The 7,015-nt window shown below is 43.3% G+C and carries 7 protein-coding genes; 3 read left to right on the top strand and 4 right to left on the bottom strand.

The genetic code is table 11. From position 1 onward, the window contains the following. The 3 genes from ahbC to NTU69_04430 form a co-directional block, all read left to right on the top strand. The coding region (gene ahbC, locus NTU69_04440; protein ID MCX5802774.1) for a 12,18-didecarboxysiroheme deacetylase at positions 1-1,152 on the top strand (1,152 nt) is incomplete at its 5' end. A gap of 32 nt (positions 1,153-1,184) precedes the next feature. Next, the gene (hemB, locus tag NTU69_04435) at positions 1,185-2,171 is read left to right on the top strand and encodes a porphobilinogen synthase (GenBank protein MCX5802773.1); all 987 of its coding nucleotides are present in this window, start codon (positions 1,185-1,187) and stop codon (positions 2,169-2,171) included. Between the two features lie 2 nt (positions 2,172-2,173). After that, the gene (locus NTU69_04430; GenBank protein MCX5802772.1) at positions 2,174-3,160 is read left to right on the top strand and encodes a radical SAM protein; all 987 of its coding nucleotides are present in this window, start codon (positions 2,174-2,176) and stop codon (positions 3,158-3,160) included. Between the two features lie 17 nt (positions 3,161-3,177). Here the strand turns inward: NTU69_04430 and recJ are convergent, their stop codons facing one another. From recJ to rimI, 4 genes are all read right to left on the bottom strand, one after another. Then, positions 3,178-4,863, bottom strand: coding sequence for a single-stranded-DNA-specific exonuclease RecJ (recJ, locus tag NTU69_04425; protein ID MCX5802771.1), 1,686 nt, complete (start codon positions 4,861-4,863; stop codon positions 3,178-3,180). 18 nt (positions 4,864-4,881) lie between these two features. After that, positions 4,882-5,784, bottom strand: coding sequence for a dihydroorotate dehydrogenase (locus tag NTU69_04420; GenBank protein MCX5802770.1), 903 nt, complete (start codon positions 5,782-5,784; stop codon positions 4,882-4,884). Continuing rightward, entirely contained in the window at positions 5,766-6,524 is a 759-nt protein-coding gene (locus tag NTU69_04415; GenBank protein ID MCX5802769.1) for a dihydroorotate dehydrogenase electron transfer subunit, read from the bottom strand. The genes NTU69_04420 and NTU69_04415 overlap by 19 nt, the downstream gene beginning before the upstream one ends. Further along, positions 6,517-7,015, bottom strand: a 499-nt coding sequence (gene rimI, locus NTU69_04410) for a ribosomal protein S18-alanine N-acetyltransferase (protein MCX5802768.1), incomplete at its 5' end; no start/stop codon positions are given. The genes NTU69_04415 and rimI, both read right to left, overlap by 8 nt.

The following is a 7,015-nucleotide window of genomic DNA, read 5'->3' as shown; positions in this document are numbered from 1 at the left end:
GAGGCGTCTGATCCGCTACGATATGGAAGAGATTCAAAGCAGCTTCCTTCCCATCTGCTTCAGTTCTCAAAGGATAAAAAACCTGTAGTTGTATGGAACATGACAAAGAGGTGCAACCTGAAATGTGTGCACTGCTATGCTTTTGCCGAAGGTGAGGGGTATAAGGGCAAAGAGCTTTCCACAGAGGAAGGGAAAAGGCTTATTGATGACCTAACTGACTTTGGCGTTCCTGTCATACTCTTTTCTGGAGGAGAGCCGCTGCTTCGTGCAGATTTGCCGGAGCTTATCGACTATGCAGTTAAAAAAGGTTTGAGGGCTGTTATCTCAACGAATGGCACGCTTATAACAGAGAAGAAGGCACGGATTTTCTCAGATTTCTCCCTCTCATATATCGGTGTGAGCCTTGATGGTATTGGCGATGTCAATGACGCCTTCAGGGGCATGAATGGTGCGTATGAAAAGGCGCTTTCCGGCATCAGGCGGGCAAAGAAGGCTAAAATAAAGGTTGGTTTAAGATTTACAATAAACAATAGGAACTATAAAGAGATCCCCAAAATTTTTGACTTGGTCGAAAAAGAAGGTATCGAGAGGGTCTGTTTATATCACCTTGTATATGCAGGAAGGGGTTCAGAGCTAATTGATGAGGACTTGACCCATGGAGAAACACGAAAGGCCGTGGATTACATTATGGACAGGACAAAAGCATTTTTTGATAAGGGGCAGCCCATCGAAGTGCTCACCGTAGACAACCATGCAGATGGGCCTTACGTATACCTGAGGCTCTTAAGGGAGGATAAAAAAAGGGCAGATGAGGTCTATGAGCTCCTCATGATGAATGAGGGAAATGCCTCAGGGGTAGGGATTGCCTGCGTTGATGAGGAGGGAAATGTTCATGCAGACCAGTTCTGGAGACATTATAGTTTTGGCAATGTGAGGGAAAGGCCTTTCAGCACAATATGGATGGATTTAGATGATAAGCTTATGGCAAAGCTCAAAAAGAAAAAGAAGTATGTGAAGGGAAGATGCACGATATGCAGGTGGCTTGATATATGTGGGGGCAATTTCAGGGTGAGGGCTGAGGCAAAGACCGGCGATGTATGGGCAGAAGACCCCCAGTGCTATCTTACAGAAAAAGAAATAGCAGGGAGCTGAGGGTTAAACTCTACGCTCAACAAGGAGTAATTATGAAATATCCAGAGTATAGGCCGAGGAGATTACGAAAGAACGAAAAATTCAGGGGTATGATCCAGGAGGTGGAGCTTTCCACCAAACACCTTGTATATCCATTATTCGTGAAGGAGATGGCTGAAAAAAAGGTCCCTATCCCTTCCATGCCGGATGTCTATCAGTTCTCAATAGAAGGGCTGCTCAAGGAGATAGAGGAGGTCGTAAGCCTTTCAATACCAGCCATTCTGCTATTTGGTATCCCTGAAAAAAAGGATGAAATTGGAAGCGGTGCTTATGACAAGAACGGGATTATTCAGAATGCGGTAAGGAAAATAAAGAAACTCTTCGGAGACGATATTCTCGTTATCACCGACGTATGTATGTGTGAATATACAAGTCACGGCCATTGCGGGGTAATCAAAGATGGCTATGTTGATAATGATGAAACCCTGAAGCTGCTTGCAAAAAGTGCGCTCTCCCACGTGATGGCAGGCGCCGACATGGTGGCTCCTTCTGATATGATGGACGGCAGGGTAAAGGTGATACGGGAAATACTTGATCTTCACGGCGACTACAATATCCCTATTATGAGCTACGCTGCAAAATATGCTTCCTGCCTGTACAGTCCCTTCAGGGATGCAGCCGAATCTGCACCCCAATCTGGTGACAGAAAGGCATACCAGATGGATCCTCCGAACCAGAGAGAGGCACTACGGGAGATGGGCATGGATATTGAAGAAGGGGCAGATATTATCATGGTAAAACCAGCACTATTCTACCTGGATGTCCTGTCGATGGCAAAACAGGCATTTAACATGCCTCTGGCTGCATATTCGGTAAGCGGCGAGTACACGATGATAAAGCTTGCTGCATCCAAGGGCTATCTCGATTATAAAAGGGCAGTCCTCGAGTCGTCTGTAAGTATAAAGAGGGCGGGCGCTGATATTATCATTACGTATTTTGCCAAGGATTTGGGGAAATGGTTCAAAGAGAATCAAGTCTGAGAATGGTTGCATGGGAAATAACCCGAAACTGCAACCTGAATTGTATCCATTGCAGGGCAGCCGCAACACAAGGTCCATATAAAGGCGAATTAACCCTTTCCGAATGTAAAAACATTATGGACGAAATAAGCTCCTTTTCCTCTCCGACGATAATCCTGACAGGTGGAGAACCCCTCCTGAGGGATGACATATTCGACATCATTCTTTACGGAAAGAAGAAGGGGTTAAGGCTTGTGATGGCGACAAACGGGACGCTCCTCGATAAAGCAAAGGCCCTTAAAATGAAAGAGGGGGGGATTAAGAGGGTAAGCCTGAGCCTTGACGGGAAGGATAAAAGGGCCCATGACAGGTTCAGGGGTGTAGACGGCTCCTTTGAGTCTGTAATGGATTCGGCAAGGATATTGAAAGACATCGACCTGCCATTTCAGATAAACACAACCGTGACACGACTAAATGTAGATGACCTTAAAGATATATACAGGATGGTAAAGACTATCAATGCGTGTGCATGGCATATATTTCTTCTTGTGCCGGTAGGAAGGGGAGGAGGGTTAAAAGGCGAGGAACTAAACACAAAGATGTATGAAGATGTGCTTGAATGGCTCTACGGGATCGAAAAGAAAGACGAGCTTGAAATAAAGGTAACCTGTGCCCCTCATTATTACAGGATTGTAAAGGAAAAGGGCGATACCCCGAAGAGTGCAGGATGTCTTGCGGGCAAAAGCTTTATGTTCATATCCCATAGAGGTATTGCGCAACCCTGTGGATACCTTGAAGTCCCCTCCGGTGATGTAAGAAAGGAAGGGGTAAAAAAGGTCTGGGAAGAATCTCCTGTATTCAACCGATTAAGGGATTTCACATCCTATAAGGGCAAATGCGGTATCTGCAGATACTTCAAGATATGCGGTGGTTGCCGGGCACGGGCTTACGAAATTAAAGGCGATATCTTAGAAGAAGAACCATATTGCTCGTATAAAGGCAGTGAATAGTGAATATAGAGGCGGGACTATTCACCGTTCACTGCTGTTAATGGTATTATCTCTTTTATATTTAAATGGATAAACTTCTCTCCCCTTTCCTCCCTGATAACGGGTGACGCTATGATGCCCATATTCAGGTATTCATGAGCAGATGGTTGCCCCTGAAGGCTGCCATACCATGTCCTTTTATTCCTATCTATGATCTTGACAAATTTATTGTTTACAGAAATACTTGAAGGGGCAAAAAGAAGATTCGGTCTTGGATTTCCTACACCAAAGGGTGCGAGTTTTTTGATAAATTCTACAAACTCCTTTGTTAATTCTTCAAAATCAGCAACAGCATCAACCTGTGTCTCTCTTTTTCTGTTTTTAAGTGGGCCTCCAACGCTATCCTCAAAGGCATGCCTGAAAGGAACAAGGTTTTCCTTTGACAGCAATATGCCGCAGGCATACTTATGGCCGCCAAATTTTAAAAGCAGTGGAGAAAGTAATTTTATGGTCTCATAAAGGTCCATCCCATCGCCCCCCCTTCCTGAACCTTTCCACAAACCATCCACTTCGCTTATTATAATAGAAGGCTTCCCAAACATTTCTACCAGCTTCTGCGCTACGATACCGGTCACCCCGCTGTGCCAATCCTTTTTAAACAAAACTATCGAATTCCCGTGACTGAGGTTATCCCTATCCACAATCTCCACTATTTCCTTCAAAATTTCCTCTTCAATCTTCTGTCTTTTTCTGTTGGCTTCGTGAAGCTCTGATAAAATATTTTTTGAAGCACCCTCGTCCTCACATATAAGGAAGTTGAGGGACTTTTCAGGTTCTGATACCCTGCCAGTAGCATTTATCCTCGGGATGATTATAAAATTCAAGGCATACTCATCTACCCTGCCATTCGCAATAGTATTGTCTTTAAAAAATGTCTTCAGCCATGTCCTTGGTCTCTTCTTCATTATCTCCATGCCAAATTTCACAATTATTCTGTTATCCTTTGTAAGGGGTACCATATCGCCCATTGTCCCGATGGTGACAATATCTAATTCCTTTTTAAGGTTTATCTCGCCCTTAAGTAGCCCACGGGCAACCATAACCCTTCTTAGCGCTAAAAGAAAAAAGAAGGCAACGCCACAGGCTGCAAGCTCTCTCGTTGGAAAACTGGCATCAACCCTCTTTGGGTTTATCAGGGCATTGGCATCTGGCAATGGGACGGATAACTCATGGTGATCTATTACTACTACATCTATGTTGAGGCCCTTTGCCATTTTAATCTCCTCAACATTGGTTGAGCCGCAGTCAAGGCATATAAGAAGCCTTATCCCCTTTTCCTTCAACATCTTTATTGCTTCAAGGTTCAGCCCATATCCTTCTTTTCTACTGGGGATATATGTTTCGGGTGTTATCCCTAAATGTTTAAAAAAGTTCATCATGAGTGCAGTAGATGCAATCCCATCTGCATCGTAATCCCCATAAAGGCATATCTTCTCCTTTCTTATAATCGCCTCTACTGTTCTATCTACGCCCCTCTCTATGTCGGGCAATAAAAACGGGTCAGAAAGGTCTTCAAGCTTTGGGTAGAGAAATGTCCGCCCATCATCAGGACTTACTATTCCTCTTGATAGTAAAATCTTCGCAATGAGATTTGGGACACCAAGGCTGTCTTCTAATGACTTTATAATCTTTTGTTCCTCTATTTCTGATACTGCATACTGCATACTGGATTCCCCCTGCCCTTAACCATTGGCGATTCCAATAATGTCCTCAATTTTTGAGTATCCGTGCCTATCCAGATACTTCTTTATGTTTTTTATAGTCTTGGGGATTGTATAGGGATCCACAAATGTGGCGGTGCCAATCTGAATTGCCCTTGCGCCTGCCATGAAAAAGGATATGGCGTCAGTGTGGTTCATAATACCCCCCACACCAATTACAGGTACAGGAATTGCCTTCGAAACTTCATGTACAGCTTTTAAGGCGATAGGTTTAAGGGGTGGACCCGACAGTCCTCCCTTTATCGGGATACTCTTTCCTTCTATATCAACCACTGCTGCAGGCATTGTATTTAAAAGGGTTAATCCATCTATGCCTGCCTCATATGCAGAGCCTGCAATCTCAACAATATTTTTGACCTCCGGGGTAAGCTTGGCTATAAGGGGTATTTTAGTTACAGCCTTCACGTGCCTGACAATATCATACACTGTGTTTTCTTCCTTTCCGAAGCTCATCCCCCCTCTTTTTACATTGGGACATGAGAGGTTCATCTCGAGGGCAAGAATGTACCTGTCAGGCTTTATACACCTCGCACATTCAATGTACTCCTCCTCAGTGAAACCAAAAAAGTTTATTATTATAGGTGTTTTCTTTTGTTTGAAAAAGGGGAAATATTCTTTAAAGAATCGCTCTATCCCGATGTTCTGCAGCCCAATGCTATTTATCATGCCCTGTTTTTCTTCCCACACCCGAGGAGTGGGGTTCCCGTGATGCGGCTTTAAAGACAAACCTTTGGTCACATAGGCCCCGAGCGTTTCAACCCCCCATAGTGGCTCTATTTCCTTGCCATACCCGAGCGTCCCTGATGCATTCATAACAGGATTCTTTAAGGTTCTTCCAAATAATTTTAGAGACAGATTTCCCATAAATTGAAGACAGGCCCCTCTTTACATACCCTTTTATAAGGTTCTTTTTTGTCAAATGTCCTTTTCACACATCCAAAGCACAAACCAAGCCCGCATGCCATCCGTTCTTCCACAAGCACCTGACAGGGCGTTTTATCTTTATCTATCAGTTTTTTGAGGCTCCTTATCATATTTTCTGGTCCGCACGCAAATATCTCAATATTTTTACCCCTCGCCAATTTAAGGTACTTTCCAAGAAGCGCCACCACATCACCCTTGAAACCATATGAGCCGTCTATGGTAGAAATATTTACATTACGAACCCCTATGTCTCGAAGGAGGGCTATCTCTCCCTCGCTGGAACATCCATAAAATATGAGGGCCTTTTCTTTTAACCTCTTTGCCAGTAAGCGAAGACCTGCAATCCCAATACCGCCAGCAACTATTATATATACACCCCTCTTGCCGATTTTAAAACCCTTACCGAGGGGGCCAAGTATAAAAATTTCCTCATTTATACAAGCCTTGCTTAAGTATTCTGTGCCCCTGCCTACCACCCTGTACATTATCGTGAGAATATTTTTATTATATTCATAAATACTAAATGGTCTTCTCAGAAATACCTCGCTGCTCGGGACTTTCAGCATGACAAACTGCCCTTGTTCTACCTTACCCATTGATTTTGAAAGCTTCACCCTCAGCAGATAGTAATTAGAAACGATATTTTCATTCTGTAGGATTCTTCCCTTTATATCATCCATGGTTTTCTCTTATATCAGAGACATTGGCAGAGAGCGTAAGCTGCATTACAAGGGCGTCCTCATTCGTTTCCATGTAATATTTTTTTCTTTTTCCGATTACCTCGAAACCATACTTTTTATACAGGTTTATTGCCTTGCTATTTCCCTCCCTCACCTCAAGAAAAAACTCAACAACATCGCTTCCCCTAAAGTGGGTGAACACATGTGTGATAAGCTCAGAGCCATAGCCTTTTTTCCTGTAATCTGGATGTATAGCTAAGTTAAGTATGTGGACCTCGTTTCCAACTGAATACATGATTATATAGCCAAGTATTGTATTGCCCTTTTTTAATACAAAATTTGTGGAGATTGGGGAAGACAGTGTTTCCTCAAAAAGCCTTTTTGTCCACGGAGAAAGAAAGGAGCGTCTTTCTATATCTAAAATTTCTTCAATGTCGTCTTCTTTTAATTCTCTTATTGTTTCATTATTAGTCGAGATTTCGTGCAACAGG

This window comes from Pseudomonadota bacterium, assembly GCA_026388215.1.
In the GTDB taxonomy this organism is placed as follows: domain Bacteria; phylum Desulfobacterota; class Syntrophorhabdia; order Syntrophorhabdales; family Syntrophorhabdaceae; genus JAPLKF01.
The sequence above is the reverse complement of the archived record's forward strand: the minus strand, read 5'-3'. Positions and strand labels throughout refer to the sequence as shown.

What these genes read in the sequence shown, in the direction of transcription:
- NTU69_04415 (MCX5802769.1), bottom strand. Translation starts at nt 6,524, where the DNA reads ATGGATGATATAAAGGGAAGAATCCTACAGAATGAAAATATCGTTTCT.
- NTU69_04420 (MCX5802770.1), bottom strand. Translation starts at nt 5,784, where the DNA reads ATGGGAAATCTGTCTCTAAAATTATTTGGAAGAACCTTAAAGAATCCT.
- NTU69_04430 (MCX5802772.1), top strand. Translation starts at nt 2,174, where the DNA reads ATGGTTGCATGGGAAATAACCCGAAACTGCAACCTGAATTGTATCCAT.
- recJ (MCX5802771.1), bottom strand. Translation starts at nt 4,863, where the DNA reads ATGCAGTATGCAGTATCAGAAATAGAGGAACAAAAGATTATAAAGTCA.
- hemB (MCX5802773.1), top strand. Translation starts at nt 1,185, where the DNA reads ATGAAATATCCAGAGTATAGGCCGAGGAGATTACGAAAGAACGAAAAA.